This is a genomic window from Aquitalea sp. S1-19 (assembly GCF_024343515.1).
The window spans coordinates 1-18,815 of the sequence record NZ_RJTZ01000066.1 but is presented as its reverse complement, the minus strand read 5'-3'; the positions used below and the strand labels follow the sequence as shown (position 1 = coordinate 18,815).

The 18,815-nt window shown below is 58.9% G+C and carries 18 protein-coding genes and 3 pseudogenes; 9 read left to right on the top strand and 12 right to left on the bottom strand.

The genetic code is table 11. The features are described from left to right. Positions 1-702, bottom strand: a pseudogene (locus EGI20_RS11070) (ornithine decarboxylase); the annotation flags it as partial. A gap of 152 nt (positions 703-854) precedes the next feature. On the opposite strand from EGI20_RS11070, the gene dinG reads away from it, so the two are divergent. The 5 genes and pseudogenes from dinG to EGI20_RS11045 all read left to right on the top strand — a co-directional run bounded on the left by dinG (position 855) and on the right by EGI20_RS11045 (position 7,378). After that, a complete protein-coding gene (dinG, locus tag EGI20_RS11065) occupies positions 855-2,981 on the top strand; it encodes an ATP-dependent DNA helicase DinG (RefSeq protein WP_498631503.1) in 2,127 nt (708 codons plus the stop codon). Positions 2,982-3,080: 99 nt separating this feature from the next. Further along, a pseudogene (locus tag EGI20_RS11060) lies at positions 3,081-3,371 on the top strand (DUF3579 domain-containing protein); the annotation flags it as partial. A 181-nt stretch (positions 3,372-3,552) separates the two neighbouring features. Then, on the top strand, positions 3,553-4,662 hold the full coding sequence (locus EGI20_RS11055) for a porin (protein WP_498631502.1): 1,110 nt from the start codon (positions 3,553-3,555) through the stop codon (positions 4,660-4,662). Between the two features lie 87 nt (positions 4,663-4,749). Next, the gene (gene map / locus EGI20_RS11050; RefSeq protein ID WP_498631501.1) at positions 4,750-5,547 is read left to right on the top strand and encodes a type I methionyl aminopeptidase; all 798 of its coding nucleotides are present in this window, start codon (positions 4,750-4,752) and stop codon (positions 5,545-5,547) included. Between the two features lie 178 nt (positions 5,548-5,725). Beyond that, a complete protein-coding gene (locus EGI20_RS11045) occupies positions 5,726-7,378 on the top strand; it encodes an ABC-F family ATP-binding cassette domain-containing protein (protein ID WP_498631500.1) in 1,653 nt (550 codons plus the stop codon). A gap of 37 nt (positions 7,379-7,415) precedes the next feature. Here EGI20_RS11045 and EGI20_RS11040 read toward each other — a convergent pair whose 3' ends face one another. Then, a complete protein-coding gene (locus tag EGI20_RS11040; protein WP_498631499.1) occupies positions 7,416-8,045 on the bottom strand; it encodes a Smr/MutS family protein in 630 nt (209 codons plus the stop codon). Between the two features lie 3 nt (positions 8,046-8,048). Continuing rightward, positions 8,049-9,002, bottom strand: coding sequence for a thioredoxin-disulfide reductase (trxB, locus tag EGI20_RS11035; RefSeq protein ID WP_124736160.1), 954 nt, complete (start codon positions 9,000-9,002; stop codon positions 8,049-8,051). A 109-nt stretch (positions 9,003-9,111) separates the two neighbouring features. Here trxB and EGI20_RS11030 point away from each other — a divergent pair, with 109 nt between their 5' ends. From EGI20_RS11030 to EGI20_RS11015, 4 genes are read left to right on the top strand one after another with little or no spacing between them, the layout of a single operon-like run. Beyond that, the gene (locus EGI20_RS11030; protein WP_498631498.1) at positions 9,112-9,291 is read left to right on the top strand and encodes a putative motility protein; all 180 of its coding nucleotides are present in this window, start codon (positions 9,112-9,114) and stop codon (positions 9,289-9,291) included. Positions 9,292-9,350: 59 nt separating this feature from the next. Further along, complete coding sequence (locus tag EGI20_RS11025) at positions 9,351-9,803, top strand: peroxiredoxin (protein WP_498631497.1); 453 nt, start codon at positions 9,351-9,353, stop codon at positions 9,801-9,803. A 43-nt stretch (positions 9,804-9,846) separates the two neighbouring features. Further along, positions 9,847-11,250 carry a PhoH family protein gene (locus EGI20_RS11020; RefSeq protein ID WP_498631496.1) on the top strand — a complete coding sequence of 468 codons (1,404 nt, stop codon included), beginning with the start codon at positions 9,847-9,849 and terminating at the stop codon, positions 11,248-11,250. Then, positions 11,251-12,054 carry an alpha/beta hydrolase gene (locus EGI20_RS11015; RefSeq protein ID WP_498631495.1) on the top strand — a complete coding sequence of 268 codons (804 nt, stop codon included), beginning with the start codon at positions 11,251-11,253 and terminating at the stop codon, positions 12,052-12,054. Positions 12,055-12,136: 82 nt separating this feature from the next. Here the strand turns inward: EGI20_RS11015 and EGI20_RS11010 are convergent, their stop codons facing one another. The 9 genes and pseudogenes from EGI20_RS11010 to EGI20_RS10970 all read right to left on the bottom strand — a co-directional run. After that, the gene (locus tag EGI20_RS11010) at positions 12,137-12,499 is read right to left on the bottom strand and encodes a roadblock/LC7 domain-containing protein (protein ID WP_124736155.1); all 363 of its coding nucleotides are present in this window, start codon (positions 12,497-12,499) and stop codon (positions 12,137-12,139) included. A gap of 26 nt (positions 12,500-12,525) precedes the next feature. Beyond that, positions 12,526-13,161, bottom strand: coding sequence for a roadblock/LC7 domain-containing protein (locus EGI20_RS11005; RefSeq protein WP_124736154.1), 636 nt, complete (start codon positions 13,159-13,161; stop codon positions 12,526-12,528). A 1-nt stretch (position 13,162) separates the two neighbouring features. Beyond that, positions 13,163-13,705 (bottom strand): GTP-binding protein, encoded by a 543-nt coding sequence (locus EGI20_RS11000; protein WP_160797627.1) that lies wholly within the window; start codon positions 13,703-13,705, stop codon positions 13,163-13,165. A 14-nt stretch (positions 13,706-13,719) separates the two neighbouring features. Then, positions 13,720-14,925: a hypothetical protein gene (locus EGI20_RS10995; RefSeq protein WP_498631494.1), complete on the bottom strand. Its 1,206-nt coding sequence runs from the start codon at positions 14,923-14,925 to the stop codon at positions 13,720-13,722. A 3-nt stretch (positions 14,926-14,928) separates the two neighbouring features. Next, positions 14,929-16,269: a tetratricopeptide repeat protein gene (locus EGI20_RS10990; protein ID WP_498631493.1), complete on the bottom strand. Its 1,341-nt coding sequence runs from the start codon at positions 16,267-16,269 to the stop codon at positions 14,929-14,931. A 1-nt stretch (position 16,270) separates the two neighbouring features. Then, the gene (locus EGI20_RS10985) at positions 16,271-17,053 is read right to left on the bottom strand and encodes an oxygen-binding di-iron domain-containing protein (protein ID WP_498631492.1); all 783 of its coding nucleotides are present in this window, start codon (positions 17,051-17,053) and stop codon (positions 16,271-16,273) included. 132 nt (positions 17,054-17,185) lie between these two features. Next, complete coding sequence (locus EGI20_RS10980; RefSeq protein ID WP_498631491.1) at positions 17,186-17,776, bottom strand: thermonuclease family protein; 591 nt, start codon at positions 17,774-17,776, stop codon at positions 17,186-17,188. A gap of 14 nt (positions 17,777-17,790) precedes the next feature. Beyond that, on the bottom strand, positions 17,791-18,348 hold the full coding sequence (locus tag EGI20_RS10975) for a cob(I)yrinic acid a,c-diamide adenosyltransferase (protein ID WP_498631490.1): 558 nt from the start codon (positions 18,346-18,348) through the stop codon (positions 17,791-17,793). Continuing rightward, positions 18,341-18,815, bottom strand: a pseudogene (locus EGI20_RS10970) (hypothetical protein); the annotation flags it as partial. The pseudogene EGI20_RS10970 and the gene EGI20_RS10975, both read right to left, overlap by 8 nt.

The following is an 18,815-nucleotide window of genomic DNA, read 5'->3' as shown; positions in this document are numbered from 1 at the left end:
CGAAGTCGACGTGCCATTGGTGGCGAAATAGGTTTCGCGCGCACCAAACGCCTTGGCCGCCAGCGCTTGCGCTTCGGCAATCACCCCGGTCGGGTGCATCAGCGAGTCCAGCATGGGCACCGACACCGACAAATCGGCACGCAGCATGTTCTCGCCGACAAACTCGTGAAAATCTCCGACCCACGGACTGCCGCGCAAGGACTCGCCGCCACAGTGGCCCGGCGTATGCCAGGAATCCTTGGCCATGGAAACATAGCGCCGTAAAGCGTCGTAAAAAGGCGTTGCCGACTTCTCGGCAAGCTCGGCACTCAGAATGCGAAACCACCCCGGATAATCCGCCTCGTCCCGATAGAAATAGCCGCTCAGCGCATGACTGGCCAGCTCGTCTATCTGCAGCTTTTCGTCCTCGTCCCCCAGCAAGACATAACACGACAACTCCGGGCGGTACTCGCCGATCGCATTAAGCAGCGCCACCACATCACCATAGGAGCCGCCGCTCTGCAAATAACGGTCAACCAGCACCATCTGCAGCTCGCCATCTGCGGCAATATCCGCCAGCGCATTTTGTGGCGACGCCGCCGTGGAAAAACACAGGCCAAAAAGGTTGGGAAGCGTCTGTGCGGCCAGTTGCAGCCCCTTGCTCATGGCGCGGGCCAGCACCGCATCGTGACTGACGATCAACACGCGACTTACAGGATTCATTCTGGTTCTCCTGCGAACGTAGGCGGCAGCAACCGCACCATCTCGTCCAGCTTCATTATTGTGACAATCAATGCCGTTTGGCTATCGTATCCAGTTGTGGGGGCGCCGTCATTTTGCGACCGCACATAGCCCCCATACGTTACAATCGCGCCATGCTTACCGATGCCGAAAAAGACGCGATCCGCGACCACTACAAAACCTTGTCCGACAACCTGCCCGGATTCCGTCCACGCGCTGCCCAGCGCCGTATGCTGGCTGAAATTGCCAACGCTTTCTCGCGTAGCAAAAGCATAGAAGACGGGGAGTTGCCGGAGCGCAAAGGGGAAAGCATCGTCGTGGTCGAAGGGCCGACCGGTGTCGGCAAGAGTCTGGCCTATTTGCTGGCCGGCGGCGTCATGGCGAAGATGCGCGGCAAAAAATTGGTGGTCACCAGTGCCACCATTGCCCTGCAGGAGCAACTGGTTAACCGTGATCTGCCTTTTGTCATCGAGAACAGCGGGCTGCCGCTCACTTTTGCGCTGGCCAAGGGGCGTGGCCGCTACCTGTGCCCGTACCGGCTATATGGCCTGACGGCCGAACACGCACAGGATGCGCTGTTTGCGCCCGACCCTGCGTTGGCGCTATGGGACAAAAAACCGGAACAGGCGGAGCTGGACACGCTCAACATCCTGTCTTCGGCCTTTCATCAGCGCCAGTGGAATGGCGACCGTGACAGCTGGCCGACCATCATCGACGACAACCTGTGGTTTCGCGTCACCAACGATAGGCACGGCTGCCTCAAAACCAGTTGCCCCAACCGTGCAGAATGTCCGTTCTACCTGGCCCGCGACACACTGGAAAACGTCGATGTCGTGGTAGCCAACCACGACCTGATGCTGGCCGACATCGCCATGGGCGGCGGCGTGATTTTGCCGGCACCGGACGACAGTTTTTACTGCATAGACGAAGCGCACCATCTGGCCAAAAAAGCGGTCAATCAATTTGCCGCCGAACACAGTCTGGCGCAAGCCATGGGCTGGCTGGAAAAAGTCGCCGCACTATCGGCGCGTATCGAGACCCATATTGCCAAGCCCGAGCTATGCAATGGCGCGATCGAAGCGGCAGCGGCCTGCATGGAGACACTGACCGAATGGCTGTGGCTCTTGGGCGGCGAGCCTGCTCTGTCGGCCTCGGACGGCAACCCCGAGCCGACCTGGCTATTGGAAGACGGCTGCCTGCCCGAGCATCTGAAGCAGCCGGCCGGCAATATGGCACTGGCGGCCCGCATGCTGTACAAGCACATTTCCGGCATGAGCGACGCACTGGCCGAAGTGCGGCGCGACAAACCGCAAGAAGCGCCCGCACTGGACAAGGCTTCAACCGATCTGGGCTTTATTGTTGCGCGTAGCGAGCAGCTCAACGCGGTATGGGATTTGTTCGAAAAGGAAAGCGACGAGAATGCGCCACCGATTGCCAAGTGGGTGTCGCGCAAGCTCGACGGCAAGGGCGACTACCAGTTCTGCGCCTCGCCGGTCAGCGCTGCCGCCAGCCTGGCCGCTACGCTATGGCGCCGCGCCGCCGCAGCGCTATTGACCTCGGCGACCTTGCGCTCCCTGGGCGAGTTTGATCTATTGCTGTCGCAAACCGGCCTGAAGTGGCTGCCTGAAGTGAGCTGCATCGCACTGGATTCGCCGTTCAATTTCAGCGAACAAGGCGAACTCTATCTGCCGCCACTGTCGGCCAGCCCCAAAGATCCGGCGGCACATACGCGCGAAATCGCCGACTGGCTACCCAAGCTGATAGACGAAACCCAGGCAGTCGGCACGCTGGTGCTGTTTTCTTCGCGCCGCCAGATGCAGGAAGTCGCCAGCGCCCTGCCCGACACCTTGCGCGCCACGGTACAGGTACAGGGCGAACTACCCAAAAGCAGGCTGCTGGAAAACCATTACCAGCGCATTAAGGACGGCACGGCCAGTGTGATCTTCGGGCTGGACTCGTTCTCGGAAGGACTGGATCTGCCAGGCGAAGCCTGCGTACACGTCATCATCGCCAAACTGCCGTTTGCCATGCCGGATGATCCGGTCGGCAAAACACTGGCGCGCTGGATTGAAAAGCGCGGCGGCAACCCGTTTATCGAAGTCACGGTACCCGAAGCATCGATCAAGCTGATTCAGGCGGTAGGACGCCTGATCCGCACCGAACAGGACTGGGGGCGGGTCACCATACTCGACAACCGCATCACCCGTCAGCGCTATGGAAAAAAGCTGCTGTCTTCACTCCCCCCATTCAAGCGCATCTGAAACTAGGATAGAATGGCGGAATAACTCTCCGGCATGCTGCGGTCACCCGCGTAGCATGCCGGATATAAGAGACAACCACCCTGCAAGGCAAGCGCCGCCATCATGATCTGCAATCCCTACGAAATCGTTATCCAAGGCATTACCGAGGAAGGCCGCACCTTCCGCCCCAGCGACTGGGCCGAACGACTGTCCGGCATCATGTCCTCCTTCGGCGAGGACCAGAAACTGGCTTACCACCAGTTTGTCCGCCCCATGCTGCTCGATGGCGTACGCTGCGTCGCCATCGACAAGAAGCTGGAAAAAATTCACCCGTCCATCTTTACCTTCCTGATGGACTTCGCGCGCGACAACCAGTTGCGCATTGTCGACTGCCGCACCCTGATTGACGAGATCTATCCCAACAAGTTTTTGGCGTAAAAACAACACATAGGGTTAACCCTATGTGGTTTTTTACCCATTTTGCAACATGCATGCAATGTTTCGTTGCTAAATTAACACACGCAACGAGCCGCCATAGAAGCGGCCGGTATGCCTGAATAATTTAGCCCTCTCGAAACGGAGCACTGCAAGCATGCAAAAGAAAACCCTCGCCATCGCCCTGGCCACCCTGTTCACCCTGCCGGTAGCCGCCCACGCCGACGTCGTAATCTATGGTTTCATGGCTGGCAGCGTTGATTCGGCCAAGGCCACGGGCACGGATACCAGCAAAACAGGCAAAGCCGTCGATGCCAACAAAAAACCGGTTCTGAACTCGGAGTACGGACGCACAACTCGCGTCAACTCCGACAACTCGCGCATCGGCTTCAAGGGCAACGAAGATCTGGGCAACGGTCTGAAAGCCGTATGGCAGGTTGAAAATTCGCTATCTCTGTACGACAACGGCGGCGGTAACACCTGGGCGCAGCGCAACAGCTTCGTTGGCCTGTCCGACGCGACCCTCGGCACCGTACTGCTGGGTCAATACGACTCCGCCTACAAGCGCCTGACCGATACCGGCCAGGACCTGATGGTCAACACCACCGCCGGCAACCAAGGTGCCAGCCAGATCTTCAGCCGTGGTGAAGCCCGCTACAAGAATAGCATCAGCTACACCACCAGCAATCTGAGCGGCCTGGTTCTGGGCGCATCCTTTGCAGCCGATGAAGCCAGCACCAGCAACAACCGCTGGTCTGTTGCTGGTCAGTACACTTGGGAAGGCCTGAAAATCGGCGCTGGTTACGACCAGCAGAAAAACCCGGCAACAGGTACCGACAAAAAAGAATTCTACAAGCTGACCGCCTCCTACAAGATCGCCGACACCCTGCTGATCGGCGGCTACGAATGGGCACGCGCAGACCAGGCAGTCGGCAACGACCTGAAGCAGAACGACTGGACTCTGGGCGTACAGCAGAACATCGGCGCAGGCTCGGTTCGCCTGTCCTATGGCGCACTTGACAAGCTCAAGGGCGCAGCCAATAGCGACGACTACAAGGCTTCGCAGTGGATTCTGGGCGGCACTTACAACCTGTCCAAACAGACACAGGCCTACGCCTACGCTACCAAGATCGACAACAACAGCGCAGCCAGCGTCAACTTCCAAAATAATGCTATCTACACTGGCAAAGACAAGGATGGCAAAGATGTACTCGCCGCAGGCAACGATCCACAAGCCTTCGGTGTAGGCATCCGCGTCAACTTCTGATCGTTTAACACTTTGAAACGCAACGGGTACCTTAGGGTGCCCGTTTTTGTTACCATGGCGCGTTATCACACTCTTTGCGACACCGCCATGAGCATCGTCATCAAGACTCCGCAGGACATCGAAAAAATGCGTATCGCCGGACGCCTGGCGTCCGAGGTGCTGGATTACATCACGCCCTTTGTTAAACCCGGTGTCACCACCGAAGAGCTGGACCGCCTGTGCCACGACTATATGGTCAATGTGCAAGACACCATTCCGGCGCCGCTCAACTACGCTCCTGATGGCGGCACACCCTATCCCAAGTCTATCTGCAGCTCGGTTGGTCCGGTTATCTGCCACGGCATCCCCAACGACAAGCCGCTCAAAAACGGCGAGATCGTCAACCTCGACATCACGGTCATCAAAGATGGCTACCATGGCGACAGCAGCCGCATGTATTACGTCGGCGAAGTCGGCGAGCACGCCCGCCGACTGTGCCGCGTGACTTACGAATGCATGTGGAAAGGGATAGAAAAGGTCAAGCCGGGTGCGCGTCTGGGCGATATCGGCTACGCCATCCAGCAGCATGCGGAAAAAGCCGGTTATAGCGTGGTACAGGAATTCTGCGGCCACGGCATCGGCACCAAATTCCACGAAGAACCCCAGGTGTTGCATTACGGTCGCCCGGGCACCGGCGTCGAAATTCAGGCCGGCATGATTTTCACCATCGAGCCCATGATCAACCAGGGCAAACGCCACCTTCGCATGCTGGCTGACAACTGGACCGTAGTCACCAAGGATCGAAGCCTGTCGGCACAATGGGAGCATACCCTGCTCGTCACCGACACCGGCTACGAGATCCTGACCGTATCCGAAGGCACCCCGCCCAAGCCGGTGTGGAAGTAAACCCGGCCATCGTTTTAGCGAATGCCGGTTTGCCAGTGCAACGCCGGCGTTACTGCCACAAACAATGATGACGCGCCACCCTGCCGGCATGGCAAGGTGGCAATATTGCAGCCGCTTTGGCTGTCGCAAGCAATACCCGCCTTTTAACGCATACAACACCCGCCGGTCGGCACTCTCCATGATTATTCTGAAAAACGTGGCCTTGCGTCGCGGCACTAAAGTCCTGTTGGACAATACCTCGGTCACGCTCACCCCCGGCGAAAAAGTCGGTCTGGTCGGGCGCAATGGCGCGGGCAAATCCTCCCTGTTTGCCATGCTCAACGGCACGCTGCACGAAGACAGCGGCGAATTCTCCATTCCCAGCCAATGGCGCATGGCACAGGTAGCACAGGACATGCCGGAAACCGCGCAAAGCGCGACCGAATTCGTGATCGAAGGCGATACCGTCCTGCTGGCGGCGCGCGCCGAGGTCATGGAAGCCGAAGCCGGAGATGACGGCATGGCCATGGCCCATGCCTATATGGCGCTGAATGACGCCGGCGAACACGATGCCGCCGCGCGCGCGCAATCGCTGATTCTGGGGCTGGGCTTCAAGGTGGCCGAACTGGATCTGCCGGTCAACAGCTTCTCCGGCGGCTGGCGCATGCGCCTGCAACTGGCACGTGCGCTGATGTGCCCGTCCGACCTGCTGCTGCTGGACGAACCGACCAACCACCTTGACCTCGATGCGCTGGTCTGGCTGGAAGCCTGGCTGAAGAACTATGGCGGCACCATGGTGGTGATCAGCCATGACCGTGAATTTCTCGATGCCGTTACCAATGTGACGCTGCATATCGACCATGGCCAGCTGGTGCGCTACGGCGGCAACTACAGCAAATTTGAAGACATGCGGGCCGAGCAGATGCTGCTGCAACAGGCGGCACAGGCCAAGCAGCAGGAAAAGATGGCGCACCTGCAAAAGTTCATCGACCGTTTCAAGGCCAAGGCCAGCAAGGCCAAGCAGGCACAAAGCCGTGTCAAGGCACTGGAGCGCATGGAAAAGATTGCACCGGTACTGGCCGATGCCGACTTCCAGTTCGAGTTCAAGGAGCCGATGAGCCTGCCCAACCCGATGCTGACCATCGCCGAAGCCGCCTTCGGTTATCCGCCAGCAGAAGGCAGCGCCGAGGGCACGCCGCCGACCACCATCGTCCAGCAGGTCAGCCGCTCGGTACTGGCCGGCCAGCGCATCGGCATTCTGGGTGCCAACGGCCAGGGCAAGTCGACGCTGGTCAAAACTGTTGCCGGCGCACTCAACCCGATTTCCGGCGAAATCATCCGCGGCAAGGGGTTGAATATCGGTTACTTCTCGCAGCAGGAACTGGACGTGCTGCGCCCCGAAGACAACCCGCTGGAACATATGTTCCGGCTGGCGCGCGACATTCCGGCTGCCATCCGCCCCAATGCGGCCGATTGCCGCGAGCAGGGTCTGCGCAACTTCCTCGGCACTTTCAATTTTAGTGGCGACATGGTCAAGCAGGCAGTAGGCAGCATGAGCGGCGGCGAGAAAGCGCGGCTGGTGCTGTGCATGCTGGTCTGGCAGCGCCCCAACCTCTTGCTGCTGGATGAACCGACCAACCATCTGGATCTGGCCACCCGCGAGGCGCTCAGCGTCGCGCTCAACGAGTTTGAAGGTTCGGTGATGCTGGTCAGCCACGACCGCGCCTTGCTGCGCGCGGTATGTGACGAGTTTTGGCTGGTTTCGCGTGGCGGGGTACAGGACTTCGATGGCGATCTGGACGACTATCAGGTCTATCTGCTGGAAGAAGCACGCCGCCGGCGCTCGGAGTAAACACCAACGCCTGCGCGTGCTCAGGCAAACGCAGGCGTCAGTCTTCGCGCGACACCGCGCTACGCTTGAGCAAAACCAGAAGCGCACCATCGCCGCCATCACGGGCGTTGGAGGTGCAAAAAGCGAGGACTTGCGGGTGGTGCATCAGCCAGTGGCGCACCATGCGCGGCAGCACCGGCGTGCCGCGCGAGCCATAGCCCATGCCGTGGATCACGCGCACACAGTTACCCAGTGCGCGGGCGCGATGCAGAAATAGCGCCAGCAGGCTATGTGCCTCATAGCGGTTGGTGCCATGCAGATCCAGCGTAGCCACCACCGGCCAGTGCCCGCCGCGCAGTTTTTTCAGCGTGCCCGGTGGCAGCCCATTCCCCAAAAAACTCCCTGCCTGCTCGTCGCGCTCGAACCAGCCACTCATCTCATGCAGCAGATGTTCGTCCAGCGCGTCGCTGCTGCCATAATTGTCCTTGCCATGACGAGGCCAATGCGGTGGTTTGGGGCGGGTGTCGGGTGCGCGTGCCGCGTGCTTCAGCGGTTTGACATCGGCAAACAGCCGGGCAAAGTCGGGTTCTTCGTTTTTTTCAGGCGCAGGCGCAGAACGCACAACAGGCAAGGCCTTGGGCCTTACCTGTTGCTTGAGCTTTTTGAGCTCGGCCTTGTAAGCCTTCAAGATTTACTTCAGCTGATCAAGGTAGCGCTCGGCATCCAGCGCAGCCTGGCAGCCCGAGGCGGCACTGGTCACCGCCTGACGGTAGATATGATCCTGCACGTCGCCAGCCGCGAATACACCCGCTACGCTGGTGGCGGTCGCGTTACCGTCGCGGCCACCCTGCGTGACCAGGTAGCCGGTGGCATCCATCTCGAGTTGACCCTTGAAAATATCGGTGTTCGGCTTGTGGCCGATCGCGATAAACACGCCCATCAGCTTGATGTCTTCCAGCGAGCCGTCGTTGCCACGCAGACGGGCACCGGTTACGCCGCTGGCGTCGCCCAGCACTTCATCCAGATTGGCATTGAGCTTGAGCGTGATCTTGCCTTCGGCGACGCGTGCCATCAGCTTGTCGACCAGAATCTTCTCGGCACGGAAGGTGTCGCGGCGATGAACCAGCGTCACATGGCGTGCGATATTGGCCAGATACAGCGCTTCTTCCACTGCAGTATTGCCGCCACCGATTACCGCAACATCCTGGTTGCGATAGAAGAAACCGTCGCAAGTGGCGCAGGCGGATACGCCCTTGCCGGAAAAGGCTTCTTCCGAAGGCAGACCCAGATACTGGGCCGACGCGCCAGTGGCGATAATCAGGGCGTCGCAGGTGTACTCACCGGCATCGCCTACCAGACGGATAGGCTTTTCCTGCACATAGGTGGTGTGGATCTGGTCGAAAATCATTTCGGTGCCGAAGCGTTCGGCATGCTGCTGGAAACGCTGCATCAGATCCGGCCCCATCACGCCTTCAGCATCGGCCGGCCAGTTGTCCACATCGGTGGTCGTCATCAGCTGGCCGCCTTGCGCCATGCCGGTAATCAGCACCGGCTTCAGGTTGGCACGCGCCGCGTAAACGGCAGCAGTGTAGCCGGCAGGGCCGGAACCCAGAATCAGCAGCGGACTGTGGCGAGTTGCACTCATGATGGTTATTCCTGTGGGCGATTGATGGCGGGCATTTTATCAGCTTGCCGCACGGGATGTGATTAAACCGGTGTATTCTGTCATAGTTCATCACTATCGGGAGAGGGTCATGGAAGCCATCAGTCAAATGCAACAGGCGCAAGTGCAGCAAAGCGTGCAGATCAGCATGCTGAAAAAAGCCACACAGATAGAGGCTCAAGGGGCGTTGGCCCTGCTGCAAAGCGTGCCGGCACCGGCCCAGCTTAATAACCCTGCCCATCTGGGCCAGAGCGTTGACACCAAGGCTTGAGAGCCACGCGCCCAAGGCCAATTAGCTGCACCCCATCGCAAACAATAAGAGGATATTTTATGGACGGCCAAACCTGCCCCGATTTCACCCTGCCCGCCACCTCCGGCCTGAGCTTTACCCTGTCCGCGGCTCAGAAGCCGCTGGTGCTGTATTTCTACCCCAAAGACAACACCCCAGGCTGCAGCAACGAGGCAGCCGCCTTCCGTGACCTGTATAGTGAATTTCAGGCTGCAGGCGCCGACATTGCCGGCATTTCGCGCGACAGCCTCAAGTCGCACGAGAACTTCAAGACCAAGTTCAGTCTGCCTTTTGCCTTGCTGTCGGACAGCGAAGAAGTGGCCTGCGGCTTGTTTGACGTAATCAAGCAAAAGAAAATGTACGGTAAAGAAGTGCGAGGCATTGAGCGCAGTACTTTCGTGATTGGCGCCGACAACCAGATTCTCAAAAGCTGGCGCGGCGTCAAGGTGGCAGAACACGCCGCCGAGGTTCTCGCCTATATCAAGGGGCTGTAAACCGGGCCGGGCAAGCCGGTCGATCCTGTTAAGGAGCATCATCATGACGACACGCAAGAAAGCGCCAACACGTAAACTCTTCGTGCTTGACACCAATGTGCTGCTGCATGACCCGACCAGCTTGTTCCGCTTTCAGGAACACGACGTTTTCATTCCCATCATTACGCTGGAAGAGCTGGACATGCACAAAAGCGGCATGTCCGAAGTGGCGCGCAATGCGCGCCAGACCAGTCGTTTTCTCGATGAAATCCTGCGCAGCAGCGACAGCCCGATCGAACTGGGCATTCCGCTACAGGGCTCCAGCAAGGGCGCAGCCAGCGGCCATTTATTACTGCAAACGCAGATCATCCATAGCGTTTTGCCGGCATCCATGCCAACCGGAAAAGCCGACAACCAGATCCTCGGCATTGTGCGCGCACTCAAGGAGTTACACCCCGAGCGGCCGGTGGTTCTGGTATCCAAAGACATCAATATGCGCATCAAGGCACGCGCACTGTCGCTGGATGCGGAAGACTACTTTAACGACAAGGTGCTGGAAGACAGCGACCTGCTCTACACCGGCAGCCGTGAAATCGATACCGGTTTCTGGGAGCGCAACGGAAATGATGTCCAGTCATGGACCGAGCACGGCCGCAGCTACTACAAGATCAATGGCCCGGACGTGGCCGCGCTTTACCGCAACCAACTCTTGTTCCAGCAAGGCGAGCAACCCTTGCTGCTGCGAGTGATCCGACTTGAAGGACTGGAAGCCACGCTGGAAACACTAAAGGACTACAGCCACAGCAAGAATAATATCTGGGGCATTACTGCGCGCAACCGCGAACAAAGCTTCGCGCTCAATCTGCTGATGGACCCCGAGATCGATTTTGTCAGCCTGCTGGGCCAGGCCGGCACCGGCAAGACCCTGCTGACGCTGGCTGCCGGTCTTGCCCAGACGCTGGAAGACAAACGCTATAGCGAAATCATCATGACCCGCGTCACCATCCCGGTCGGAGAAGATATCGGCTTTTTGCCCGGTACCGAAGAAGAAAAAATGGCACCCTGGATGGGTGCACTGGAAGACAACCTCGATGTACTGGGCCATAGCGAAGACGATGGCGGCGACTGGGGGCGCGCCGCAACCCGCGACCTGATCCGCTCGCGCATCAAGGTCAAGAGCCTGAATTTCATGCGCGGCCGCACCTTCCTCAACAAATACCTGATCATAGACGAGGCACAAAACCTCACCCCCAAGCAGATGAAAACACTGATTACCCGCGCCGGCCCCGGCACCAAGGTGGTATGCTTAGGCAATATTTCGCAGATAGATACGCCTTATCTGACCGAAGGCAGTTCCGGACTGACTTACGTCGTCGACCGTTTCAAGGGCTGGGCTTATGCCGGCCATATCACCTTGCAGCGCGGCGAACGCTCGCGTCTGGCCGACTATGCAACTGAAATCCTGTAAATGCCCGCAAAACTAGAACTGCTCCATAGCCCCGCCAGCGGCGCGCCCAAAGGGCCGCCGCTTTTATTTGTCCATGGCGCTTTCAGTGGTGCCTGGTGCTGGCAACGCCATTTTATGCCGTGGTTCAACGCCCAAGGCTACGACTGTCTGGCGCTGAGTCTGGAAGGTCATGCATCCAGCGAAGGCAAATCCTATCTGGCCGCCATCAGCATTCAGGACTATGTCGACAATCTGACCCGCACTATTTCCGCTCTAGAGTGCGCCCCCATCGTCATCGGCCACTCCATGGGCGGCTTTGTGCTGCAGCAATACCTGACCCGCCATACCCTGCCTGGTGCCGCATTCTTAGCCTCGGTCTCCCCGCTGGGACTGACGGCCTCCGCCCTGAATATGCTGACTTACACCCCAGAGTTGCTGCTGGCGCTAAACCGCTATCAGGCAAGCCCGGGACCGATGGCAGACCGTTTTATGGCAGAAATACGTGCCCTACTGTTTTCGAATGCGGCACAAGAGGAAGATGTCGCGCTGCTGGCACAGCGCTCGCAACAGGAAAGTCAGCGCGCGATTATGGACATGACCTTGGTCAACCCGCTGTGGCAGCACCGTTTGCATGGTACGCCGGCACTGGTACTAGGCGCAGGGCAAGACAAAATCATCACGCTCTCAGATGTTGCCAGTTGTGCAACGCGACTGGGTGTAGACGCAGAAATATTGCCGGAACTCGCCCATATGATGATGCTGGACGCAGGCTGGGAAAGTGTAGCCCAGCGCATTACCCGCTGGCTCGCGACACTCGCGCCCTAGCTGTCTGCATGATTGATGTCTGCCTCACATCAATCATGCAGACAGCACCCCCCAGCCATAAGGGCATACACCGGCGAGCCGGCTACAGGATTTCAGCGACGCTTTTTGCCGCGCGGCGGGCATCAAGGAAGATCAGGCCAAGCTTGGCTTCCTTGCGGGCAATCACCGTCAACACAGCGTCGCGCCCGGCGTAGCTCATCAAGATATAACCCTCCTCCCCCTTGATCATCACCTGCTCCAGCGTGCCGCGTGCCAGCTCGCGTGCGGTACGCTCGCCCAGCGACAGCATCGCGGCGGCCATCGCACCGACACGGTCCTCATCCACACTCTGTGGCAGCAAAGCTGCCATGGTCAGCCCGTCGGCCGAAATAATCGCAGAAGCCTCTATATCGGCGCTGGCGCCGTTCAAGTCGCTGAGTATCGATTTGAGCATTTGTTCACGCATGGGTTTTTCTCCGGGAATTCCTTGGGTCAGGTATAACGGCGGCAAAGCGCCTCGATCAGGTCGACCAGTGCCGACGAATTCAATCTGGGGGCGCCCCCGATCACCAGCATAAACGGCTGCTCACCAATCAAAATGGGGTGAAAGCTAAGTTCAGCCTGACCATCTGGCGCCGTCAGTGCCCACGCCTGACTCGCCAGCTGTAAATTATTGTGCAGCAGCCGATGGTGACGATGGGTCAACTGAATCAAGTCGCCACCCAATGCCGACAATTCTTCGGCCGTTTCGTGGGCAAACCCTGAATTGGCATAACACAAGCCATTATCATCAGCCAGCAAGGCGCGGCCACTTTCCGACAACAGGCTTAGCCATGGCGGCAGCAGCACTTCCAGACGGGTATCTTGCGGCGGCTGCGGTGTCAGCTGCGCCTCGACGAACTCCAGTTTTTGCAGGCGGTACAGGCGTTCGGCCAACACCTCGGGCGCATCATCCGGGAACCAGCGACTCAAGGTGGCACCATCCAGCGGCACCCGTGCGCCATCGCGCAGGATATGCAGCATCATATTGCGCCCCGGATCTTGACGCGTCGTTGTCGCGGCGTAGTAGGCCCCACCCGGCGTTGCTCTGGCATAGTAGGGACCGCATAACTGGTAGCTCCCTTGCATCTCAGCCCTCCAGCCCTGGATCAATGGTAAAAAGCAAGGCCATCAGCAACTGGCGAACCTCGTCGCCATTGCGCGGATCAACCTCAAGAATCGGCGGATGCAGACCAAATTTTTCCAGCAAGGTCGCGTAGACCTCAACGGAAGGTTGTGGTGCCTGATCCGTCTTGGTCACGCCGATCACCAGCGGCGCATGCGTACGCAGCGTCTTGAATGCGTTCAGAAAGAACTGCAGATCGCCACTGGGATTGGGCCGGCTGTTATCGATCAGGACAATCAGACCAATCGCCCCCTTGCTGATGATCTCCCACATAAAGTCAAAACGCTCCTGCCCCGGCGTGCCGTACAGATGCACGCGCACGCCATCGCCCAGTTGCATCAGTCCATAGTCGAGCGCGATGGTGGTCTCGCCTTTGCGATTAAGCGTCATGTCACTGGCCTGCACATCCGTACTGACCGGGCTAATCTCGCTGATACTGCCAATGGCCGTTGTCTTGCCGGCACCGACAGGGCCGGTAAAGATGATCTTGTTATCCTGTTGACGCATATCGATTCCTGATCTTAAGCCCCGCGCAAACGCACGAGCAGGCGGGAAAGCAGGCCACGACGCGCGACGTCGGGCAAGGGTTGCACCATGGGCGGCGGGCTACATGCGGCCGCAGACAAACGGGCATCAAGCAAGTCAATAGCAAGGCATGCCGCAATGAAATTGCACAGATCGGACGCTTGCAGCCCCAACATGCGCTGCGCCATACATGCGCTAGCCGGTGTGCGCGTCCAGAAAGCAGCCATGCGCATAGCATCGGGAATGGCGGCCAACCGGGTCAGGTTGGGCCAGTGCCGTAAACGCAGCTGGCTATTACCGTCAAGCCCGCGAGGCATGCGCCCGCGGGCGGTCCATAACGCAACTTGCCATAGCACCGCGTGTGCGCTTGGGGCATCGGGTCGCGCACTCTCCTGCCCATCCGGCAACACCGCCAGACGTAACTCACTCTTGGGCGCTGCGCACAGCTGAAGCAATAGCGCCAGATCGGCAAGCAGTTCACACTTTTCCTGAGCCGGATAAAAGTGCAGCACAACCTTGCCATGAGCCAGCACCGCAGCACTGCGCCGTTTGCGGTACAAGGTGCGCAGCACACCATACAAGCCGGCATTCGGGTCAAAACTGCCCATGGCCTGCGGCCATACCGCAACCGCCCTGGGCAATACCTGAGGTGCCGTATCCGTTTTTTGCGCCACAGAAAGCACAGGATGATCCGGCTGGCCATCGCAGTCGGATGCAGGCATGGCTGCCGTCATCTCGAGCGCTGGCACGGCAGTGCCGGAAGAAACCGGCTCGGCTATTGCATGGGAAATAGCGGCAACACGCGGCGCTTCAGCCAGCGCAACCTCAGCCTGCGCGGCGACAAGCGGGCTGCGCTCTGCCACGACAGTCTTATCCAGCAGCAACTGTTGCAAGGCGGGGAACAGGGTCTCGACGCGGATAGGCTTAGGCAACACCGGCGCGGGCGCATCCGTGATCGCAAAAGAGGAAACAATCAATGCAGGCAAGGCGGGATGCGCGGCCCGAAAGCCATCCCAGACTGCCCAGCCTTGCGGGCTGTCAACATCGACAATGGCCAGTACCGGCACATCATGAACAGATTCGGACAGTTGGTACCGTATCGCCTTGTGCATGCGAAAAGCCATGCGCAAAATGGCCAGCTTGCGTACATCCATCCCTAGCGCCAGCACCATCAGGGTGTGGGCATCGACCGTGGTCATCATCTATCAGGCCACCTCGGCAGGCCTTTGCAGGCGCCGGATAAGAGTGTTGATCATCACTGCGCCTTCATCCGGCAGCGCCTGTGTGCCATGCAGCAAGGTGTGTTGCAGCGCGAGCAATCCGGGCAAGTCTTCCATTTTTTCATACAAGGCCAGTAAGGGCGGATAGAGCTCAAGCTGCGCCGGCGTGCTGGCAATACTGCGCTCAAGCAGCTCCAGCGCAGCCTCCAGCTGGCCGAAAGTCAGGTAGGCATCCGCTTCTTCCAGCACACTCGCAGCCATTGGTTCGCCAGCGTCTGCCATCTTCTCGACCAGCCACAGCTTCGCTTTAGCAAGCGGACGACTACGGACAAAACCGTAGCGCTGCCCTATTGCTTCGAGCACCATGCGACTGTCAGCCTGTGCCAGCTCGGCGAACGCGGGGTGGTAACCCAAGGCCAGCCCGTGATGCAGCAGTTTTTCACGCAAGCTTGCCCCCGCTTCCCCCATTACGACAAACAGCTGCCACAAGGCCAATGCATAAGCATCGATATTGCGGTGCTGGTAATGCACTTGCAGCAGGTCGATCAATAGGGAAGGTTTGCCGGGTGTTTCGCGTAATGCTTCGCGTAGCGCCGGCAAAGCATGGTCACTATCATTAGCCGCCAGCAACAGGCGCACACGACGCTGCGCCGGCACAAACAAGCAAATGACCCGCGTCTCATCTGGCTCCAGTGAACGCAGCACCGCCCCCGCCCCGTCAATCAGGCACACACCTGCGGGGTCGGCATCAGCCTGCACTGCCGTGGTCGCGACTGCGGCGGCAGGCATGGGGGACGACATCCGCCCTGCCTTGTCGTCAGCAGGTATATCGACAGCCGTAAATGCCTCCGGCCCCATCTGCAGCGCCTCATCGGCCAGCACTCTCAGCCCCAAATGATTGCGGTCAAGCGCCAATCCGGCACGCACCGCCATTTCCAGTGCTGCAGGCGTTAACTGGCGCAGCGGCAGGATGTCGCAATAGCCGTCCAGTTCACCTAATTCCAGATAAAGCCGGCACAGTATTTCCAGTACTTCCTGGTTAGCCCCATCCCTCTCGATGCAGGCACGCAGGGTATCGGCGGCGCGCTGGGTGTAGCCGAAGGAAAGATAGACCTGTGCTTCGGTCAATGGCTCAACGGTATGGACATCGATCTGATCGCTAGGCTGCTCGCCATCGCCCTGTACCGGTGGCACACCCGGCTCGACAGCTGCGCACACTGGCGGCGGCACCATCACATCGGATGCCAAGCGGCGCTGCCATAGCCGGACAAACCACAACAGCAGCACCAGGCCCAGCGCCGACAGCAACAAAGCCAAGTCCGACATATCAGCACACCATCACGGATGGGGGCGGGAAATCGGATGGCGTCAGCAAATCGGTACCGCACTCCAAAGTCTCGAACCAGTCAAGAAAGCGGCCGACCATTTCCTTGCCGCGAAACGAGCTGCCATGCTGGGGAACAATCCACTCGACGTCCATCTGGCGCACCATTTGCACCCACAGCCGGCAGGCCTTGTTATTGCTCATATAGCGGCGGTGAAAAGCCTGCATATGCGCATCCTGCAAGTGGCGCTCGAAGTCTTCGACCGGACTTGCCGCATCGGCACCACTGACCAGCGACGCACCAATGTCACCGGAAAACAGGATCTTGCTGATCGGGTCATACACCTGAAAAAAGCCGACTGTATGTAAATAGTGGGCGGGAATGATATCGAGGCTGGCACCGCCCAGACTGACCCGCATGCCACGCGGCGGGATGGCAATGAGACGGCCTTCTGTCACGCCCTTGACACAGAAGTGCGGCAGAAAACGGGTCCACTCTTCGGCAATCAGGATCTGGGCATCGGTAATCAGCAACCAGCCGTTAGCCGACGCGATAATGTCAGGATCCTGATGCGATGCGAAAATATAACGGGTATGCGAAGGCAGGAAGAAACTCGCCATCTCGGCGATCAGGTGCTTATAGGTCAGGTTGCCACCCGGGTCGAGCAACATCCCCTCGCCGTTATTGACGATTGCAAACTGGTTAGCCTGAATGCCTTCACCCTGAACAAGCTCGGTAAAACCGATGCATTTATGGATGCCATCATCGTATAGGGTGACTGCCATACTAAGCCTGTGCGGACGTTGAAGACGTCCAATCATGACCCACATGGGATATTAACGACTTGATACGCGTCAATATTCAGTCTATTTGATTATTTAGACTTATTTTATTAACCCAAAAGCATTAATCGAGGCCTAGCCGCCAGCCTGATTAGCCCCTCTCTGGCGGGCGCGCCAGCGCCATGGCGGCTCGGCCTGATGCCGCCACAAACCGATATGCGCTTGTCGCGCCTGCCTCTCCGCCATCTGGTAGCGCGTGTAGTCGCTGGCGGCTTGCCTGCCCTTGGCGTATTGCAGGTAATGCCAGGCCTGGCCACTATCGACCAGCGCCAGATTGATATCGCGCCCATCCAGCCAGACTTGGCCTACGCTGCGCCCATACTGATCCTGCTCCAGCACAAGCACCCGGACTTCGCGCCCGCTCACCCAGGATTTCAAGGCATCCCGTGCCGCATTGCCACCCGCCTGGGCACGCTCCGGCGCATCAATAAAAGCCAGACGTATCTTGTGCGCCTGGCCGGCACCATCCAGCACCGTCAGCGTATCGCCATCGGCCACCTGGGTCACGCTGCCATGCACTTCACCTGTCGGCGCCGGCCCCTGCCATAAAACAAAAACCGCCACCAGGATAAACAAGGCAGCGGCAATTTTGCGGTGCAAGGGCGCGGCGGAAAACAAGGTTGCCAGCGCATTGAGCAACTGGCGGGGCTGGTGGCGCGCGCGCATTCCCCTAGCCTCGCTCAGGCATCGCCATAACGGTGCGACTGCCACAAAACATCGGCTACACCCGCATCGCGGTTCAAGACCCGTGCCAGCACGAACATCAGATCGGACAGCCGGTTCAGATACTGGCGTGCAGCTTGGGATACATCTTCTTCACGGGCCAGCAAGACCAGCGCGCGCTCGGCGCGCCGGCAAACGGATCGCACCTGATGTGCCAGCGCAGCCTGACGCGAACCACCGGGCAAGATGAACTCCTTAAGCATGGGCAGCGCCGCATTGCATTCAGTCAAAAACTGCTCAAGCCTGGCTACATGCCCCTCTTTTAGCGCGCTATAGCCTGGCACGGCCAGCTCGGAACCCAGATCAAACAAATCATGCTGCACTGCACCTAAAAAAACGGCCACATGCTCGGGTAAGGACTCCGCCAGCAACAAACCCATGCAGCAGTTAAGTTCATCCACATCACCCAATGCGGCAATGCGCGGCGACTCCTTACCCAGACGGCTGCCGTCGCCCAAGCCGGTAGTGCCATCGTCACCGGTACGGGTCATGATCTTGGAGAGGCGGTTACCCATTGTTGTTATCCTTGCATTGTTCATTCTGGCCAATATCGGCAATGGCCTGACGTACGCTTTCCCGTAACGTCTCACCAAACAGCATGTCGTAATCTTCCTTCATCTGCTGCATCACGCCGGCGAGCATATGCTTGCTCTGCACCTCGATCGCATCCTGCAGCCACAAGGTCAGTTCGACTTTCATGCGCGGCACAATGCGCTGGTAAACCGCATCCAGCAACGCCGCCTCATCCACTACGGCAATGTTTTGCTTTCTTGCCGGAGGCTCGATCGAACTGGCGACAGCCTGTGTCTGATCAAGTAGAGGCATCACCGCGGACGCTGCCACTGCCACTGCCGACATTACGACAGACTCAGGTTCATCCATCAGAGCTGGCATCACGACCGACTTGGGCTCTTCCATCAGCACCGGCATCACGACCGGCTCGGGCTCTTCCATCAGCACCGGCATCACAACAGGCTCGGGC